This window comes from Planctomonas deserti (assembly GCF_003067705.1).
In the GTDB taxonomy this organism is placed as follows: Bacteria; Actinomycetota; Actinomycetes; order Actinomycetales; family Microbacteriaceae; genus Planctomonas; species Planctomonas deserti.
The window spans coordinates 514,848-531,641 of sequence record NZ_QANL01000002.1 but is presented as its reverse complement, the minus strand read 5'-3'; the positions used below and the strand labels follow the sequence as shown (position 1 = coordinate 531,641).

At 71.8% G+C, this 16,794-nt stretch carries 15 protein-coding genes; 2 read left to right on the top strand and 13 right to left on the bottom strand.

The window, feature by feature from the left end; all coding sequences use genetic code 11:
* Positions 1-17: 17 nt before the first annotated feature.
* From DAI20_RS08645 to DAI20_RS08630, 4 genes are all read right to left on the bottom strand, one after another.
* A complete protein-coding gene (locus DAI20_RS08645; protein WP_108250166.1) occupies positions 18-683 on the bottom strand; it encodes a methionine ABC transporter permease in 666 nt (221 codons plus the stop codon).
* A complete protein-coding gene (locus DAI20_RS08640) occupies positions 683-1,696 on the bottom strand; it encodes a methionine ABC transporter ATP-binding protein (protein WP_168927682.1) in 1,014 nt (337 codons plus the stop codon). The genes DAI20_RS08645 and DAI20_RS08640 overlap by 1 nt, the downstream gene beginning before the upstream one ends.
* 11 nt (positions 1,697-1,707) lie before the next feature.
* Positions 1,708-2,613: a MetQ/NlpA family ABC transporter substrate-binding protein gene (locus DAI20_RS08635; protein WP_108250164.1), complete on the bottom strand. Its 906-nt coding sequence runs from the start codon at positions 2,611-2,613 to the stop codon at positions 1,708-1,710.
* Between the two features lie 322 nt (positions 2,614-2,935).
* A complete protein-coding gene (locus tag DAI20_RS08630; RefSeq protein ID WP_108250163.1) occupies positions 2,936-4,744 on the bottom strand; it encodes an ABC-F family ATP-binding cassette domain-containing protein in 1,809 nt (602 codons plus the stop codon).
* A 72-nt stretch (positions 4,745-4,816) separates the two neighbouring features.
* Between DAI20_RS08630 and DAI20_RS18485 the strand changes: the two genes are divergently transcribed.
* Together DAI20_RS18485 and DAI20_RS08620 are read left to right on the top strand one after the other, a co-directional pair.
* The gene (locus DAI20_RS18485; RefSeq protein ID WP_159084977.1) at positions 4,817-6,610 is read left to right on the top strand and encodes a glycosyltransferase family 39 protein; all 1,794 of its coding nucleotides are present in this window, start codon (positions 4,817-4,819) and stop codon (positions 6,608-6,610) included.
* Between the two features lie 20 nt (positions 6,611-6,630).
* Positions 6,631-7,932, top strand: a complete 1,302-nt coding sequence (locus tag DAI20_RS08620) for an RNA polymerase sigma factor (protein ID WP_108250582.1) — start codon at positions 6,631-6,633, stop codon at positions 7,930-7,932.
* A gap of 147 nt (positions 7,933-8,079) precedes the next feature.
* On the opposite strand, the gene DAI20_RS08615 is transcribed toward DAI20_RS08620, so the two are convergent.
* The 9 genes from DAI20_RS08615 to DAI20_RS08575 all read right to left on the bottom strand — a co-directional run bounded on the left by DAI20_RS08615 (position 8,080) and on the right by DAI20_RS08575 (position 16,732).
* Complete coding sequence (locus DAI20_RS08615; protein ID WP_108250162.1) at positions 8,080-9,021, bottom strand: 4-(cytidine 5'-diphospho)-2-C-methyl-D-erythritol kinase; 942 nt, start codon at positions 9,019-9,021, stop codon at positions 8,080-8,082.
* 92 nt (positions 9,022-9,113) lie between these two features.
* Positions 9,114-9,746, bottom strand: coding sequence for a histidine phosphatase family protein (locus DAI20_RS08610; RefSeq protein ID WP_108250161.1), 633 nt, complete (start codon positions 9,744-9,746; stop codon positions 9,114-9,116).
* A 229-nt stretch (positions 9,747-9,975) separates the two neighbouring features.
* Positions 9,976-10,536: a hypothetical protein gene (locus DAI20_RS08605; RefSeq protein ID WP_108250160.1), complete on the bottom strand. Its 561-nt coding sequence runs from the start codon at positions 10,534-10,536 to the stop codon at positions 9,976-9,978.
* 65 nt (positions 10,537-10,601) lie between these two features.
* A complete protein-coding gene (gene rsmA, locus DAI20_RS08600; protein ID WP_108250159.1) occupies positions 10,602-11,456 on the bottom strand; it encodes a 16S rRNA (adenine(1518)-N(6)/adenine(1519)-N(6))-dimethyltransferase RsmA in 855 nt (284 codons plus the stop codon).
* Positions 11,453-12,439, bottom strand: a complete 987-nt coding sequence (locus DAI20_RS08595) for a TatD family hydrolase (protein WP_108250158.1) — start codon at positions 12,437-12,439, stop codon at positions 11,453-11,455. The genes rsmA and DAI20_RS08595 overlap by 4 nt, the downstream gene beginning before the upstream one ends.
* Before the next feature lie 268 nt (positions 12,440-12,707).
* Entirely contained in the window at positions 12,708-14,303 is a 1,596-nt protein-coding gene (metG, locus tag DAI20_RS08590; RefSeq protein ID WP_108250157.1) for a methionine--tRNA ligase, read from the bottom strand.
* A gap of 140 nt (positions 14,304-14,443) precedes the next feature.
* Positions 14,444-14,845: a hypothetical protein gene (locus tag DAI20_RS08585; RefSeq protein ID WP_108250156.1), complete on the bottom strand. Its 402-nt coding sequence runs from the start codon at positions 14,843-14,845 to the stop codon at positions 14,444-14,446.
* A 174-nt stretch (positions 14,846-15,019) separates the two neighbouring features.
* Positions 15,020-15,295, bottom strand: a complete 276-nt coding sequence (locus DAI20_RS08580) for a DUF3072 domain-containing protein (protein WP_108250155.1) — start codon at positions 15,293-15,295, stop codon at positions 15,020-15,022.
* A 198-nt stretch (positions 15,296-15,493) separates the two neighbouring features.
* Positions 15,494-16,732 (bottom strand): PrsW family intramembrane metalloprotease, encoded by a 1,239-nt coding sequence (locus DAI20_RS08575; protein WP_240605980.1) that lies wholly within the window; start codon positions 16,730-16,732, stop codon positions 15,494-15,496.
* Positions 16,733-16,794: the final 62 nt, after the last annotated feature.

Here is a 16,794-nt window from a genome sequence, read left to right as displayed (position 1 = left end):
GCGGTCAGCAGCCGTTCTCAACGCCGCAGCGCCCGGCGGGCCAGGGCGTTGCCGAGCACCTGCACCAGTTGCACGATCACGATGATCGTGAGGACCGCGAGCAGCGTCACGGGGTAGTTGAACCGCTGGTAGCCGTAGACGATCGCGAGGTCGCCCAGGCCGCCGCCGCCGATGATGCCCGCGACGGCCGACGCGTCCACCACCGCGATGAACATGAACGTGTAACCCAGGATGAGCGGCCCGAGGGCCTCGGGCACGAGCAGGGTGAGGATGATCCGCAGCGGGCTCGCGCCCATCGCCCGTGCGGCCTCGATGACCCCGGGATCGATCGTCACCAGGTTCTGCTCGACGATGCGCGAGACGGCGAAGGACGCAGCGATCGCGAGCGGGAAGATGACGGCCTCGGTGCCGATCTGCGTGCCGACGACGGCGAGCGTCAGCGGCCCGATGAACGCGAGCAGCAGGATGAACGGGATCGGCCGGATCAGGTTCACCACGAAGTTGAGGACGTTGTAGACGAGCCGGTTCTGCAGCAGCCCGCCGCGCCTCGTCGTGTAGAGCAGGGTGCCGAGCACGAGGCCGGCGAGACCGCCCGCGAGCATGGCGACCGACACCATGTAGAGCGTCTGACCGAAGGCGCGGACGTAGAGCGGGCCGATGGTCTCCCAGTCGATGCCGAACATCAGGCGGCCACCTCCTCGACGTCGGTGTGTTCGCGCAGCCGCAAGAGCAGCGTGTCGATGCCCGCATCCGGGCCCTGCAGCTCGAGGGTGAGGCTGCCGAACGAGCGGTCCTGCAGGGCGCTGATGCCGCCGTAGACGATCTCGAAGCTGACCCCGAGCTCGGCGGCGCCGGCGAGGATCGCGCCGACGCGGCCGCCCTCGCGCACCTGGGCCGTCACGAGGCGGCCGCTGTGGTTCGCGCGGAGGCGGGTCAGGTCCCCGCTCGTCGGCCGGTCGCGGATGACCGTGCCGACGAAGCGGCGCGCGGTCTCGGTCTTCGGGTTGGAGAAGACCTCGAACACGGTGTCCTGCTCCACGACGCGGCCGCGGTCGAGCACGGCGACGCGGTCGGCGATGCTCCTCACAACATCCATCTCGTGCGTGATGACGACCACCGTGACGCCGAGCTCGCGGTTCACCTTCTGCAGCAGGCGCAGCACCTCCTGCGTGGTCTCCGGATCGAGCGCGCTCGTCGACTCGTCCGCCAGCAGCAGCTTGGGCGACGTGGCGAGCGCGCGGGCGATGCCCACGCGCTGCTTCTGGCCGCCGGAGAGCTGGTCCGGATAGGAGCGGGCCCGCTCCCCGAGTCCGACGAACTCGAGCAGCTCGGCGACCCGCGCGGCCCGCTTCTCCCGCGGCCAGCCGGCGACCTTCAGCGGGTACGCCACGTTGCCGGCGACCGTGCGGGAGCGGAACAGGTTGAACTGCTGGAAGATCATGCCGATGCCGCTGCGCACCGGGCGCAGCTTCGACTCCGACAGGGCTGTCACGTCGACGCCGTCCACCGTCACCGTGCCGGACGTGACGCGCTCGAGACCGTTGATCAGCCGCACGAGCGTGCTCTTGCCCGCGCCCGAGTAGCCGATGATGGCGAAGATCTCGCCCTGCTCGATGGTGAGGCTCACGTTCTCCACCGCGACGACGGTCTGTTTGCCGACCGGGAACGTCTTGGAGACGCCGTCGAACCTCACCATCGCGGGCACGGCTAGCTCTTGGCCTTCTCGCGCAGGTTGTCCTCGATGCCGCTCAGGATCTCCTGCAGCTCGGCGCCGTCCTCGTCCTTGATCACCGCGGTACCGCCGGAGCCCTCGAGCACGGCCTCCTCGACCTCGGGCGTGTGGTACAGGTCGACGATCTTCTGGAACGTCTCGTTGTCGGCGTCGTCCGCACGGGCGACGAAGGCGTTGATGTAGGGCTTCGCGGCGTCGCTGGCCGGGTCGTCCTTGAACAGCGACGACTCGAAGTCGAGCCCGGCGTCGGCCACGAAGTTGTTGTTCACGATGGACGCATCCACGGAGTCCATGGCCAGGATGGTCTGCGCCGCGTCCACAGGCGTCACGGTGACCTTCGACGCGGTCGTGTCGATGTCCGCCGGCGTGGACAGGGAGTTGCCGCCGCCGGTCAGCGAGATGAGGCCGGCCTCCTGCAGCACGAGCAGGGCGCGGGCCTGGTTGCTCGGGTCGTTCGGGATCGCGACGCTGCCGCCCTGGGGGATGTCCTCGACGGACGTGTGCTTCTTCGAGTAGAGGCCGAGCGGCACCACGAGGGTCGCGCCGACGGGCGTGAGGTCGCTGTCCGTGCCGACGTTGTACTCGGCGAGGAACTGGAGGTGCTGGAACAGGTTCAGGTCGATCTCGCCGGAGTCGAGGGCCGGGTTGGCCTGCGTGTAGTCGGAGAACTGCACGGTCTCGATGGTGATGCCCTCCTCGGCGGCGGCATCCTTGAGGACGGTCCAGTAGTCCTGGCTCTCCTCCGTGGTGCCGATGGAGACGGTCACCTCGCCGTTCTCGTCGGGCTGGGCGGCGGGCTCGTTCGACGAGCCGTAGGAGCAGCCGGCGAGCGCGCCGACCAGGGGGATCACGGCGAGCGCCGCGACGAGCTTCTTGTTCATTGCAGGTCCTTTTCCGTTGGGGACCCGCAAGGCGCGTAGGCGCCGAAACGCGTGCCGGTGGTCGACGCGAGGGACGAGTGTCGCAACGGGAGGGTGCCGGTCCGCGCCGCCTCGATGCGGGTCCGTTCCTCCGACGCTAGACGCCTCGCGAACCCGTCGCAAAGCCGGGTCGTAACACGGCGGAACATCCCTGGCCGCTGTGTCCCTGCCCAGGCACCGGCATCCTGCCCAGGTTTAACCTGGGCACGATGCCCCTGCCTGGGCAGGGGCGATCAATGGGTGATGAAGGGGCGCGGGTGGAACGTGCCAGCCGCGCCTGGGGTCAGGACTCCAGGCGCTCCGAGAGCTCGATCCAGTTCGTCTCCGCCTCGTCCACCGCGGCCTCCAGGTCGCGCAGCTGCGCCGTGAGCGCCCCGAGCCCCTCGTAGTCGCCCTGGTCGTGGCGGGCGAGGTCGGCGTGAAGGGCGCGGATCTGCACGTCCAGCTTCTCGAGCCGCCGCGTGTACGACGACAGCTCCTTCTCCGCGGCCCGACGCTCGGCGCCGCCGAGCGTCTGCCCGCCCGCGGTGGCCGCGCTGGGCGCCGTGGCACCGGCGGAGGTCCCGCCGGACGCCGACCCCGAGCGCACCTGCTGTGCCCGGAGCTGCAGGTACTGCTCGACGCCGCCCGGCAGGTGCCGGAAGCCACGGTCGATCATTGCGTACTGCTGGTCGGTGACGCGCTCGAGGAGGTACCGGTCGTGGCTGACCACGAGCAGGGTGCCGGGGAACGAGTCGAGCAGGTCCTCCATCGCCGCGAGCATGTCGGTGTCGAGGTCGTTCGTCGGCTCGTCGAGGATCAGCACGTTCGGCTCGTCGAGCAGGATCAGCAGCAGTTGCAGGCGCCGCTTCTGCCCGCCGGACAGGTCCTTGACCGGTGTGGAGAGCTGGGCGCTCGTGAAGCCGAGGCGCTCGAGCAACTGACTCGGCGTCACCTCCTTGCCGCCCGTCACGTACGTGGTCCGCTGCCGGCCGATGACCTCGCTGACCCGGTCGTTCTGGATGTCGTTCAGCTCGGCGAGCTGCTGGGTGAGCACCGCGATCTTCACGGTCTTGCCCCGCTTCACCCGCCCGCTCGTGGGCTGCAGGGAGCCCGCCACGAGGCTGGGCAGCGTGGACTTGCCCGCGCCGTTCACGCCGAGCACGCCGGTGCGCTCCCCCGGCGCTATGCGCCACTCGACGTGCGAGAGGATCTCCTTCTCACCGTAGGCGACGGACACGTCGAGCAGGTCGACGACGTCCTTGCCCAGGCGTTGCATGGCCATGGACGCGAGCGACACCGCATCGCGCACGGGCGGCTCGTTCTCGATGAGCTCGTTGGCGGCGTCGATGCGGAATTTGGGCTTGCTCGTGCGGGCCGGGGCGCCGCGGCGCAGCCAGGCCAGCTCCTTGCGCATGAGGTTCTGCCGCTTCGACTCTGTCGCCGCGGCCATCCGGTCGCGCTCGACACGCTGGAGGATGTAGGCCGCGTAGCCGCCCTCGAACGGCTCGATGATGCGGTCGTGCACCTCCCAGGTGGCGTTCGCGACCTCGTCGAGGAACCACCGGTCGTGGGTCACGACGACGAGCGCGCCGGCGTTGGGCGACCAGCGCTGCTTCAGGTGGGCGGCGAGCCAGGCGATGCCCTCGACGTCGAGGTGGTTGGTCGGCTCGTCGAGGAAGAGGATGTCCCAGTCGCCGATGAGGAGCGCGGCGAGCGCGACGCGCCGCCGCTGCCCGCCGGAGAGGCTGGACACCTCCGCGTCCCAGGCGACGTCGGACGCGAGCCCGGCGATCACGTCGCGGGCCCGGGAGTCGCCCGCCCACTCGTGCTCGTCGATGCCGCCGACGATCGTGTCGGCCACCGTGCGGGAGGAGTCGAGCTCGTCCGCCTGGTGCAGCATGCCGATCCGCAGTCCGCGGCGCACGGTGACGCGACCGTCGTCGGGCTCCATGCGCCCGGCCAGCAGCTGCATGAGCGTCGACTTGCCCTCGCCGTTGCGCCCCACGATGCCGACGCGGTCGCCCTCGTTGAGCCCGATCGTCACGCGGTCGAAGACGACCTTGGTGGGGAATTCGAGGGAGAGCGCTTCCGCGCCGAGGAGGTGAGCCACCTGAAGAGCCTAGGCGACGGCCCGGACCCGAAACCCGCTCCGTTGTTCAGGAGAAGCGCATAGCCTCGACGCATGGGATGGTCGCGCCTACCGGACAGCTCGGGTGGCGGGGGTATCGCGGGGACGGACCTGCTTCCGGGCGGGCGGGCCTCCGCCGCTGCAGTCGCGGCCGGGCAGTCCGTGTCAGGGCAGTCCGTGTCGGAGCAGTCTGTGTCAGGGTCGGCGACGTCCGGGCAGGCAACGACGGGATCGACGCCCGCTGCCCAGCCCGGCCTCCCGCCCGACTCCGCCGCGGTCGCCGCGGGCCGCCGGGCGGGGCGGCGCGACGCGCTGCTCGTCGGCGCGTTCGGCTTCCTGCTGACCATCGCCTTCTCCTGGGTGCCGTCCATCTGGTACGACGAGGCCGCGACGATCACGGCGACCACCCGCAGCTGGCCCGAGCTGTGGCGCATGCTCGGCACCGTCGATGCCGTGCACGGCCTCTACTACCTGCTCATGCACGCGTGGATCGACGCCGTCGGTTACACGCCCTTCACCCTGCGTCTGCCGAGCGCGGTCGTCACGGGGGTGGCGGCCGGCTGCCTCGTCGCCCTGGCCCGCCGCGTGGCGACGCGGAACGTCGCCCTCGTCGCCGGTCTCGCGTTCTGCCTCTTCCCCCGGGTCACTTGGATGGGGGCGGAGGGCCGCTCCTACGCGCTCAGCGTCGCGCTCGCCGTCTGCCTCACCCTCGTCCTCGCCTCCGCCTGCCGCCGGGCCGGCGAGAACCGGCGCACGCGGGCGCTCTGGTGGAGCGCCTACGGCCTCCTCGCCATCGCGAGCGTCACCGTGTTCATCTACCTCGCCCTGCTCGTCGTCGGCCACGGCGTCACGCTCCTCTGGGCCGCGGTCAGCGCCCGGGGGGAGCGTGCGCGCGGAACCGGCCGGCGGGCCGACGCGCTGCGCTCCCTCGTGGGGTGGGCCGCGGCCGCGGCCGTCGCCGGGCTCGTCTGCCTGCCCCTCGCCGCGGCGATCATCGCCCAGTCCGGTCAGGTGTCGTGGATCGATCCGATCGGCGCCCACTCCTTCCACTCGGTGTTCCTGACCCAGCTGTTCCTCGGCAACCCGTGGTTCGCGACCGCCGCGTGGTCGCTCGCGGCCCTCGGCGCCATCGTGCTCGCGCTCGGCCGCCGGGGCCCCTCCCCCGCCGCATCGCTCGCCGTGACGCCGAGCCCGTTCGCGCCGACCCTGGCGCAGCTCGCGGTGCCCTGGGCCGTCGTCCCGCCCCTCGGGCTGGTCGCCATGTCCGTGCTGATGGATCCGCTCTACTCCCCGCGCTACCTCACCTTCACGGCCCCCGGTGTCGCCCTCGTGCTCGCCGTCGGCGCCGTGACGGTCGCCCGGGGGCGGCGGGTGGCGCTCGTCATCGTGCTCCTCGCGGCGCTATCCGCCCCAACGTTCGTGGCGCAGCGCCAGCCCGAGGCGAAGCAGAGGTCGTCGTGGGCCGAGGTCGCCCGCATCGTGGCGGCGGAGCGGTCGGCGACGGCGGCGGAGGCGCCAGGCACCCGTGAGGCCGTGATCTACGGTCCGCTGCGCAAGCATCCGACCGCGACGAGCAGGGTGATCAGCTACGCGTACCCGGACGCCTTCGAGGGCCTCGAGGACTTCACCCTCGAGACGCCTGCGGGCGAGACGGGCCGGCTCTGGGAGGAGCGCCACCGTGTGCGCGACCGCCTCGACGAGCTGGAGGGCGTCGACGTCGTGTGGCTCGTGACGAGCGACCGTCAGGACTGGCGCCCCGGCATCACGGAGCGCCTCGCCCCGCTCGGCTTCACCCTGGACGAGGAGTGGAACCTGAGCTACGTCAACCTGCTGCGCTACGAGCGCTGACCGGGCCGGCCGTGAGCGACGTGAGCGACGCGAGCGACGCCGGTGGGCCGGACCTCGCCGCTGACGGATCCGCGCGCCGCTCCGTGGAGGCGATCTGGCGCATCGAGGGTCCGCGCGTGATCGGCGCGCTCGTGCGCATCACCCGGGACGTGGACCTCGCGGAGGAGCTGGCTCAGGACGCGCTCGTCGCCGCACTTGAGCAGTGGCCCGAGGCGGGGGTGCCGCGCAACCCCGCCGCCTGGCTCACGGCGACCGCTAAGAACCGGGCCGTCGACCACTGGCGACGGCAGGAGCGGCAGGGCGCGAAGTACGCCGAGCTCGCCCACCGCCTCGAGGGGCGGCCCGGCGTCGGCGAGCCGGATGCCGAGGCCCTCGACCAACCGCTGCAGGACGACCTGCTGCGCCTTCTCTTCGTCGCCTGCCACCCGGTGCTGGCCCGCCCGGCCCGGGTGGCACTGACACTGCGGCTGCTCGGCGGGCTCAGCACCGAGGAGATCGCGCGCGCGTTCCTCGTGCCCAGCGCCACGATCGGGCAGCGCATCGCCCGCGCGAAGCGCACTCTGGGCGACGCCGACGTGCCGTTCGAGGTGCCGTCCCGCGACCAGTTCCCGGAGCGGCTCGATTCGGTGCTCGAGGTGCTCTACCTGATCTACAACGAGGGCTACGCGGCGACGGCGGGCGAGGACTGGATGCGACCGGCGCTGTGCCAGGAGGCGCTTCGCCTGGGCCGGGTCCTGGCCGAGCTCGTGCCGCGGGAGGCGGAGGTGCACGCCCTCGTCGCGCTGATGGAGCTGCAGTCCTCCCGGTTCGCGGCCCGCACCACGGACCTCGGTGAGCCGATCCTGCTCGTCGACCAGGACCGGTCGCGCTGGAACCGGCTGCTCATCGGGCGCGGCCTGGCGGCGCTCGCCCGCGCGGAGGCGCTCGGCGCGCGTGGTCCCTACGCGCTGCAGGCCGCCATCGCCGCCTGCCACGCCCGCGCGCCCCGGGCGGAGTCCACGGACTGGCGGCGCATCGCTGCGCTGTACGGGGAGCTCGCGGAGGCGTCCGGGTCACCGGTCGTCGAGCTGAATCGCGCCGTCGCCGTGTCGATGGCCGAGGGACCGGAGGCCGCGCTGAGGCTCGTCGACGGCCTCGTCGCGGGCGGCGCCCTCGCCGGCTACGCCCTCCTGCCGAGCGTGCGCGGGGACCTGCTCGCGCGGCTCGGCCGCCCCGCCGAGGCGAGGGCCGAGTTCGAGCGAGCGGCGGAGCTCACGCTCAACGAGCGCGACCGGCGCGTCCTTCTCGACCGCGCGAACGCCCTGGGCTCCCACGGTCCCTGAGCACCCACGGTCCCTGAGCACCCACGGTCCCTGAGCACTCACGGTCCCTGAGCCCGTCGAAGGGACGCAGGCCGACGACCGTCCCTTCGACGAGCTCAGGGACCGTACGGAGCAGGGACCGTACGGGGCAACGACGGCAACGTGCGCTCAGTGCTCCTGGAGGAGGCGGGCGCCGTGGACGGGACCGGTCACGCGCAGCACGTTGAGCCGGGCCGCGCTGAGGGCGATTTGCAGCTCGAGCGCCCCGTCGAGGTCGGGCGCGAGGAACGCGACCGTGGGACCGGATCCGGAGATGATGCCCGCGAGCGCGCCGTTCTCCTCGCCGAGCTCGAGCACGGCGCCAAGGCCGGGCGCGAGGTGCAGGGCAGGCGCCTGCAGGTCGTTGTGCAGCACCTCGGCCAGCATCTGCGCATCCCCCGCGCGAAGCGCCTGGAGCACGTTGGTGTCCACGGTCGGCTGCGGCGAGGCCGGGAAGATGTCGCGGGCGTGCCGCGCGCGGTGCCGGTCGAGCTCGCTGTAGACGTCCGGGGTGGACATGCCGAACTCGGCGAGCGCGAGCACCCACTGGAAGGTGCCCTTGGCGAGCGCCGGGCTCAGCTGGTCGCCGCGGCCGGTGCCGATGGCGGTGCCGCCCACGAGCGCGAACGGCACGTCGGAGCCGAGCCGGGCGGCGAGGGCGAGCAGCTCCTCCCGCGGCACCTCGGTGCGCCACAGGGCGTCGCAGGCGAGGAGGGTGGCCGCGGCGTCTGCGGAGCCGCCGCCCATCCCGCCCGCGATGGGCACGTTCTTGTCGATCCGCAGCGCGACGCCGCCGCGGAACCCGGTCTTGCGGGCGAGCATCCGCGCGGCCTTGATGGCGAGGTTCGAGCCGTCGGTGAGGAGCCCGGACGTGTCGATGGGGCCGCCGAAGGTGACCGAGAAGTCGTCGGCCGCGGTCGCGTAGACGTCCTCGTAAAGGGAAACCGCCTGGTAGGCGCTGGCGACGTCGTGGTAGCCGTCCTCGAGCAGGGAGCCGACCTTGAAGAAGACGTTGATCTTCCCCGGGGCGCGTGCGTGGACAGTTCGGGAACCGGCCGCCGCAGAGGTCATGCTTCAAACCTAGCCCAGCCCCGAGGGGGCCGAAGTTCACCCGGCGGCGGGCTGGGCGGCGGAGCGCATCCGGCCGCCGGGACCGGACCGCCTCAGAGCTCGGGCAGCTGAGCCGGCGGGCAGTTCCAGCGCTTGACGGCGGGCCGCCCGTGCTCGTAGCCCAGCTCGCTCACCGTGCCCGTGCTCAGCGAGAAGAGCCCGCCGCTCGACGCGGGCAGCGAGAGCCACACGGCGGTGAGGGCGCGGAGCAGGTGGCTGTGCGCGACCATGAGCACGTCGCGGCCCGCGTCCAGCTCGGGCTGCGCCCGGTCGATGGCCGCCCGCACGCGTCGTTGCACGTCGGACGACGACTCGCCCGGGGTGTCCCCGGCGGGCACGCCGTCGGTCCAGAGGCTCCAGGCGTGGCCGAGCTCGGCCTGGATGTCGGCGCTCGTCCGCCCCTCGTAGGCGCCGTAGTCCCACTCCACGAGGTTCTCGTCCACCTGCACGACGTCGCCGAATCCGGCCAGCTCGGCGGTCCGCGCGGCGCGCGTGCGGGGGCTGGAGAGCACGAGGCCGAACGGGTGCCCGGAGAGCGCCCTGCCGAGCGCCCGGGCCTGCTCCTCGCCGGCCTCGGTCAGCGGCAGGTCGGTGTGGCTCGTGTGCTGCCCGCTGATGCTCCACTCCGTCTCGCCGTGCCGCATCAGGAACAGGCGGGACGAGGTGCTGCGTTCGGGAGAGGTCATGCCTCCCAGCCTGCCACGGTGCCTGACGCGGCGTCCCGAGGCGGCGTCTCGAGGGGGCGTCCCGAGGCGGGGGGCCCCTGCCCATGCACGGGCATCGTGCCCAGGTTCAACCTGGGCACACGGCCGCTGCCTGGGCAGGGGCACGGATGGGTCGAGGATTCGGGATGCCGTCGCGCCGGGCGCCGGCCTCCGCGCTCCGGGCTTCGGTCTCCGCACTCGGGGCGGGACGCTACCGCTCCCCCGCCGCACCCGACGCGATCGCGTCCAGCAGCCCGCGCAGCCGCGCCTTCGCGTGCGGCATGGCCTCGGCGCTTGGCATTCGGGAGTGGGTGAGCACGACCGACGAACGGCCGCCCGCGGTCGGGTTCACCTGCGCGAGCAGCGACTCGCCGTGCTCGAGCGGCCAGCGCGCGGAGACGTACTTCGCCTCACGACTCGTTGCGACCGGCTCCGCACCGAGCGCGGACGTCAGTACCTCGACGGCGCGGTCCAGCAGCGGCAGCTGCTCGAACGGCATCGTCCTGCTCGCACCGACGCTGAAGGTGCCGTCCGCCATCTGGCCCGGCCTGCGCATCCCCCGCGCCTGCTCGTAGCCGACAGTCACACCCTGCGCCCACCAGCCGGGCACGCCGTGCCGATCCGTGAGCCAACCGGCGATCTGCGGATGCGACCAGCTCGTCGCGCCCGCCTGGTCGAGCGCCTCGTACCACTCGTTCCAGCTCTTGCCCGTTGCCTGCAGCATCGCGCGGTCGCCGAGATCATCCTCCCGGCCGGCCACCCCGTCGATCATCCTCGATCTCCTCCTCGCCGGAGCCGCGGGCGCCGCGCCCGCCTGCTCCCCGGACCGTGCGGCCATTAAGGAACGTCCGGCGCGACCGATGCAAGGGCGACGAACTCCGCGATGCCGAGCTGCTCGCCGCGCGCGGTGGGCTCCAGCCCCGCGGCGTTGAGCGCGGCGGTCGCGCGCTCGCTCGAGCCGAGGACGCCGGACAGCGCCTGGCGCAGCATCTTGCGGCGCTGCTGGAAGGCGGCATCGACGAGCGCGAATGTGCGCGCGCGCAGCTCGTCGCTGCCCCGCGGCTGCTCGTCGCGCTCGAACGCCACGAGCACGGAGTCGACGTTCGGCACGGGCCAGAACACCTGCCTGCTCACCTGCCCGGCCGTCCGCCAGCGGCCGTACCAGGCCGCCTTCACGCTCGGCGCACCGTAGACCTTCGACCCGGGATCCGCCGCGAGGCGCAGTCCGACCTCGGACTGGACCATCACGACCCCCGACCGGATGCTCGGAAAGTGCTCGAGGAAGTGCAGGAGCACCGGCACGGACACGTTGTACGGCAGGTTCGCCACGAACGCGGTGGGGTCGCCCGGCAGCTCCGTCACGCGCAGGGCGTCCTGGTGCAGCACGGTGAGCGGCGCCCCGGGCTGCAGCTGCTCGACCGTGATCGGCAGCTGCTCCGCGAGCCTGCCGTCGATCTCCACCGCGACGACCGACGCGCCGACCTCGAGCAGGCCGAGGGTGAGCGAGCCCAGTCCCGGGCCCACCTCGACAACGGTCTGGCCGGGCCGCACGCGCGCCGTCTTCACGATGCGGCGGACCGTGTTGCCGTCGAGCACGAAGTTCTGGCCCAGCTTCTTCGTGGGCGAGACCCCGAGGAGCTCGGCGAGGTCGCGGATCTCCGCCGGGCCGAGCAGGCGTCCCGGTTCACTCATGAAGACTCTGCGGGGTCGGGGGTCGGCGAGGTGACCGGCTCGTCGTCCCAGCGGCCGTAGATGTTCTCGGTGTTCGACGAGATCTGGGCGGCGAGCATGGACACGTCCGTGTCGAGGTGTGCCGCCATGGCCCGCAGCGTGTACGGGATGAGGTAGGGGCTGTTCGGCCGGCCGCGCAGCGGCGTCGGGGTGAGGAACGGGGTGTCCGTCTCGACGAGCAGCAGGGCGCGCGGGGCGACCTCGAGCGCCTCGCGCAGGGCGTGCGCGTTCTTGAACGTGACGTTGCCCGAGAACGACATGAACCAGCCGTTCTCCGCGCACTCCCGGGCCATGTCGGCGTCGCCGGAGAAGCAGTGGAAGATCACGCGCTGCGGAGCCCCGACGCGCTTCAGCGTGCGGATGACCGCGTCATGCGCGTCACGGTCGTGGATCTGGAGGGCGATGTCGTTCTGCTTCGCGATCTCGATGTGCGCCTCGAAGGAGCGGTACTGGGCGTTGCGGCCCTCGTCGCCGGTGCGGAAGAAGTCGAGGCCGGTCTCGCCGACGGCCCGCACGCGCGGCCGGGTGGCGAGCTCCGCGATCTCGGCGATGGCGTCATCGAGCGTGCCCGCCCGGTCGTAGTTCGGCGCCTCGTTGGGATGGATGGCGACCGCCGCCAGCAGGCGCGGCTCGTGCGCGGCCACCTCCGCGGACCAGCGGGACGTCTCGAGGTCACCGCCGACCTGCACGACGCCCTTCACGCCCACGGCGGACGCACGGTCCAGGTGCTCGCGGTAGTGCATGGGGTTCTCGCCGTCGGCGATCTCCAGGTGCGCGTGGTTGTCGTACACCGGCACGACCAGCGCCGGCGGCAGCGGCGGGTAGGTGAGGTCGCGGGTCTGCCCGTGCTCCGAGCTCGTGTCGCGCTTGCGGATGTATGCGCTCGTGTCCGTGCTCAGCCCGTGGCTGAATCCGCCCGATGCGCCGGGGGTCTCGTTGCTCATGCGCGTCGCTCCTCGTACTCGATGGTGGCGGCCCTCCTCGACCCTAGCCGCCGCGGGCGGGCGATCCCGGGACGCCGACCCGGGCGGACGGTATGCGGCAGGGACGCGCCGAGGGGCACGGCGGCAGCCCGACCCTGTGGACGCTGGTCAGCAGAATCGACGCACTTCAGCAGATTCGAGCCGACACGCCGCGTGGCCGCTCGACACGCCGACCGCTCGACCGGATCTGCTGAATTGCGTGGCGGGGCAGGAACCGGGAACCGGCCGGCTAGGCCTTGCTCGTGGCGGGCGTCGGGGTGGCCGGCGTGTCCGCCTCGATCCGCGGGAACAGCGGGGCCGCGAGCGGCGTGACACGCCCGGATCCCGACCACTCGAAGGCGTGGTCGATCGCCTGCGCCGAGACCTCGCCCTCCCCGCCGATCGCCCCCCAGAGGGTGCTCGCGGCCTGCGGCAGCACCGGCGCGAGCAGCACGGCGAGCGCGCCGAGGCCGTGCACCGCCGTGGCGAGCACGGTGTCCAGCCGTTCGGCGTTCGCCTCGTCCTTGGCGAGCGCCCAGGGCTCCTGCGTCGTGATGTAGCCGTTGAGGGCGTCGACGAGCTGCCACACGGCGGCGAGCGACTCGTGGATGGCGAGGCGCTCGATGGCGGCGTCCGCCTGCTGGGTGGCGTCGCGGGCCACGGCGTAGATGTGCTCGTCCGCGGGCGTGGTGGCGCCGGTCTCGGGCACGGCCCCCTGCCGGTACCGGGTGACCATCGCGATCACGCGGGAGGCGAGGTTGCCGAAGCCGTTGGCGAGCTCGGCTTGGTAGCGGGCGGAGAGGTCCTCCCAGCTGAACGAGCCGTCCTGGCCGAAGCTGATCGCGCGCATGAAGTAGTAGCGGAAGGCGTCGATGCCGAACGTGCTCGTGATCGCCTCGGGAGCGATGCCGGTGAGCTTCGACTTCGACATCTTCTCGCCGCCGACGAGCAGCCAGCCGTGACCGAACACGCGCGCGGGCGGCTCCTCGCCGAGGGCCATGAGCATCGCGGGCCAGATGACCGCGTGGAACCGGAGGATGTCCTTGCCCACGATGTGAGTGGCCGGCCAGCGACGGGCGAAGGTCTCGTCGTCGACTCCGAAGCCGACGGCCGTCGCGTAGTTCATGAGCGCATCGAACCAGACGTACACGACGTGCGACTCGTCCCAGGGCACCTTGATGCCCCAGTCGAAGCTCGAGCGGGAGATGGAGAGGTCGTCGAGGCCGCGCTTCACGAACGAGACGACCTCGTTGCGCGCGCTCTCGGGCTGCACGAAGTCGGGGCGCTCCTCGTAGAGGGCGAGCAGGCGGTCCGCGAAGTCGCTCATGCGGAAGAAGTAGTTCTTCTCCTCGAGCAGCTCCACAGGGATGGAGTGGATGGCGCAGACGAGCTGGCCCTCGTACTGCCCCGTGCCGTCGACCAGGTCGCTCGGCTGCTTGTACTCCTCGCAGCCGACGCAGTAGTAGCCCTTGTACTCGCCGGTGTAGATGAACCCAGCGTCCCACAGGCGCTGCAGGAAGATGCGCACGCCGTTCTCGTGACGCTCGTCCGTGGTGCGGATGAAGTCGTCGTTCGAGATGTTGATGGCCTCGAGCAGCGGCTGCCAGGCCTCGCTCACGAGCTTGTCGGCCCACGACTGCGGGGTGGTGTCGTTCGCCGTCGCCGTGCGGAGAATCTTCTGGCCGTGCTCGTCGGTTCCGGTGAGGAACCAGGTGTCGTCGCCGCGCTGGCGGTGCCAGCGGGCCAGCACATCCGCCGCGACCTCCGTGTACGCGTGCCCGATGTGCGGGACGTCGTTGACGTAGAAGATCGGCGTTGTGATGTAGAAGGACTCGCCCGTGGCCATGGCGTCCATCCTAAATGGCGCGCCACCTCGCCCTTTTCCCGTTACGGCGGGCCGGGCGGATGGAGGGGCCGGTCGCGATCGCGACCGGCCCCTCCATGCTCGACCGTGCTGCCGGCCGTGCTGTCTCGTACTCCCGCAGTTCAGTACTCCCGCTTCAGCGAGCGCAGGCAGCGCACCGCGTCGGCGAAGAAGTAGAACTGCCCCTCCTCCACGGCGAGGTGGAGCGTCGGACCGCCGAGCGCGACGTGGACCCGGCCCACCTTCCGGACGAACCCGATCGTGTGCAGGTCCACCCGCACCCGAGCGAGGTCCGGCCCGATCTGGTCGATGTCGAGCACGTCCTCACGACGCGACCCGGTCTCAGTGCGGACCTCGGTCCGCACGTCGGCGGGCGACGCGGAGCGCTCGGCGAGCAACCCGCGCTGCGCGTCGCGGAGGGTGAGGTAGCTGCCGATCTCGGCTCCGGTCTCGTTCCGCAGGAGGAAGCGGTGGGGGTCGGCCTCGACGATCTCGCCGAGCGGCCTGCCTCCGTCGTCCCCCATCCAGCGATCAGAATCTATTCGTTTCCAGATAACGGCACCCATGGCGTTTCCTTTCGACGTACGCGCGGCGGAACGACGTCGTCCCGGCGCGAGCGCGCGCGTGTTCTACGAGTACATCGGATACTCGTCCCCCGCAAGAGGGACTTGACGCGCGGCGCCCGCTCTGGTATTCCGTCAGCTGCCGGAATTGCCGTGTCCGGTCTCGTCCTGGAGCCGGTCGATCTGCTCCGAGGCCTCGGCCTTCGTGAGGTCGGCGGACAGCTCCTCGCCGGCCTGGCGGGCCAGGGAGTCGAGGTAGCTGCGCTGAGCGCCGGTCATGGGCTCGTCGCCGGTGACCCAGTCGCTGGGATCCTTCTCGGCACTCGATGCGGGCTCGGCGTTCTTCGCCCCGAGGGTCTCGCCCGAGCTCTGCGCCGAGTCGTTCTGCGTGCTGTTGTCGTCGGTCGGCATGGCCGCCCCTTCCGCGTGGGTGGTGGCCGGCCGCCTTGCAGCCGGCACGCCGCCCCGGCGGGCGACGCACTTCCGACCCTATGCCGGTCCCCCGACAGCGGCCTTCGGTCTGCGGATCGCCTGTGAACCGCTCGCGATGCGCCCCGTTGTGTGCGTCAGGATTACCATTTCCGGCGCTGCGCGACGCGCTGCTGCGAGTCAGGTCCGGGCGCCGGCGACCGTCGGGTGCAGCAGTGCGAACCGGTCCGCGGACACGGCCTCGAGGATCTGCCGCTCGTCCCGCTGCTTGCCCAGGTGATTCCGGTCACGAAGGATGCGGTGCCTCGCGTACGCCAGGCGGGTCGCGTCGAGGGTGAACCGCTGCATGGCGTCCGCCGTGCCCGACCCCTGGGTCCGTGCCCAGGCGCGCGCCCGGCGGCGCCCCTCCCAGGAGGACAGCATCTCGACCTCGGCGGGCGTGAACCAACCCGCGTCGGCGTACTCGCTGAGGCGGCGCCGGGTCACCCGCATCTCGTGCTGACGCAGCAGCACGGCGATCACGATGGCGACGAGGAACAGCGGCACCTGCAGGGCGATGTAGAAGGCGAGGAAGTTCCCCGCGATGTAGGAGCCGCCGTTCCAGAGGGCGTGCAGGAAGATGGCGGGCACGAGGCCGAGCAGCCACATGCCGAGCGCCCCGGCGACGCCGAAGCGCTGGGCGCCGAAGCCGAGCGCGATGCCCGTGCAGCAGGTGAACATCACGTGCGCGAAGGGCGACAGGATGGCGCGGAGGAAGAACACGCTCGCCAGCCCCGACGTGCCGCCCTCGATGAGCGACTGCCCGAAGTACTGGATGTTCTCCGTGAAGGCGAAGCCGGCGGCGATGGTCGCGCCGTAGACGAGGCCGTCGACGGGGCCGTCGAAGTGCCTGCGGGCGACGAGGAAGATGAGCAGGATGCCGAAGCCCTTGGCGCTCTCCTCGATGATCGGCGCCTGCACGGCGAGCGCGCCGAACTCGGTGTACAGGGCCGTGCTGTTCGTGGCCACGAGGGTCAGCTGGAACGCGAGGTCGAACAGGAGCGCGATGGCGACCGACGCGGCGGCGCCCCAGAGGAACGCGAACAGCAGCACGCCCCGCGGCTCCGGCTCCCAACGGTCGATCCAGCGCACCACCTGCAGCACGAGGAGCAGCGGCACGAGCGCGAGCAACCCGCAGATGACGACGGCCGTCGCCCCGAGCGCGAGGCTCAGGTAGCCGAGCACGAGGAGCCCGACGACGCACAGCAGCACGATCGCGACGACGCCGATCACGGTGAGCGCGAGGGACGGCCGCGGCGCCGGCTGGTTCCAGACCGACTGCGCGGGCCGCCCCGCCGGCCGGGGTGCGGCGTGGCCGGCGTGTTGTGCGATCACGGAGGGGGACGACTGGTTGAGCTGGAAACCGGAGGGGTCGGACACGCGCGCTGCTTCCTCGTCGGGTCGATGGGCTGCTCAGCCTACGCACGAGGGGTCGGCGCGGC

Bases quoted from the DNA above. Each gene is read 5' to 3' on its own strand.
- rsmA (WP_108250159.1), bottom strand. From the start codon at position 11,456: ATGAGTGAACCGGGACGCCTGCTCGGCCCGGCGGAGATCCGCGACCTC.
- DAI20_RS18485 (WP_159084977.1), top strand. From the start codon at position 4,817: ATGGGATGGTCGCGCCTACCGGACAGCTCGGGTGGCGGGGGTATCGCG.
- DAI20_RS08610 (WP_108250161.1), bottom strand. From the start codon at position 9,746: ATGACCTCTCCCGAACGCAGCACCTCGTCCCGCCTGTTCCTGATGCGG.
- DAI20_RS08580 (WP_108250155.1), bottom strand. From the start codon at position 15,295: ATGCCGACCGACGACAACAGCACGCAGAACGACTCGGCGCAGAGCTCG.
- DAI20_RS08640 (WP_168927682.1), bottom strand. From the start codon at position 1,696: ATGGTGAGGTTCGACGGCGTCTCCAAGACGTTCCCGGTCGGCAAACAG.
- DAI20_RS08585 (WP_108250156.1), bottom strand. From the start codon at position 14,845: ATGGGGGACGACGGAGGCAGGCCGCTCGGCGAGATCGTCGAGGCCGAC.
- metG (WP_108250157.1), bottom strand. From the start codon at position 14,303: ATGGCCACGGGCGAGTCCTTCTACATCACAACGCCGATCTTCTACGTC.
- DAI20_RS08605 (WP_108250160.1), bottom strand. From the start codon at position 10,536: ATGATCGACGGGGTGGCCGGCCGGGAGGATGATCTCGGCGACCGCGCG.
- DAI20_RS08595 (WP_108250158.1), bottom strand. From the start codon at position 12,439: ATGAGCAACGAGACCCCCGGCGCATCGGGCGGATTCAGCCACGGGCTG.
- DAI20_RS08645 (WP_108250166.1), bottom strand. From the start codon at position 683: ATGTTCGGCATCGACTGGGAGACCATCGGCCCGCTCTACGTCCGCGCC.
- DAI20_RS08635 (WP_108250164.1), bottom strand. From the start codon at position 2,613: ATGAACAAGAAGCTCGTCGCGGCGCTCGCCGTGATCCCCCTGGTCGGC.
- DAI20_RS08615 (WP_108250162.1), bottom strand. From the start codon at position 9,021: ATGACCTCTGCGGCGGCCGGTTCCCGAACTGTCCACGCACGCGCCCCG.